Source organism: Bradyrhizobium sp. NBAIM08 (assembly GCF_020193935.1).
Taxonomy (GTDB): Bacteria; Pseudomonadota; Alphaproteobacteria; order Rhizobiales; family Xanthobacteraceae; genus Bradyrhizobium; species Bradyrhizobium yuanmingense.
Genome location: NZ_JADYVR010000152.1, coordinates 1 through 475 on the forward strand (window position 1 = coordinate 1; position 475 = coordinate 475).

A 475-nucleotide genomic window follows, 5' to 3' on the forward strand; every position below is an offset into this window, starting at 1 on the left:
ATCAATGGCTATGCGGCGACAATGGAATTGATGCCCAGCCAAGAGGTGGCGGTAATTGTCCTGAGTAATCGTAATAACTATGATCCCGCGCGTATCACACAAGCGGCCTTTGACCTCTTTGTTGCCCCAGATGAACAACAACCCAGCCCAGAGCTAACGCTGGACGAGGCCACACTGGCGAGCTATGCGGGGCAGTATGCCATGTCGAGCGCGTTGCCAGGGGAAGAAGCCGAGGTAGTAGCGGTGGCGGTGCAAGGAGGCGGCTTAACTGCGACGATGCCCGGTGTCACCTTTGAGTTGCGCGCGGTGGGCACAGACCTCTTTGATGTCTACGTGCCTCAAGTGGCTGAACCCGTGACCCAACTGGCCTTTCTGCGCGATGAATCAGGCACAATCCAGTACATGAGCTTCACCCTGCACGCGCTCAAGCGCGTGGAATAGCAGTACAAAATGAGAGAGATGCCTACGGCATGAC

General features: G+C 56.4%; 1 protein-coding gene. It reads left to right on the plus strand.

Annotated features, from left to right (window positions below; all coding sequences use genetic code 11):
* A partial coding sequence (locus I6F37_RS38865; RefSeq protein ID WP_225154201.1) for a hypothetical protein occupies positions 1-441 on the plus strand: 441 nt, incomplete at its 5' end.
* Positions 442-475: the final 34 nt, after the last annotated feature.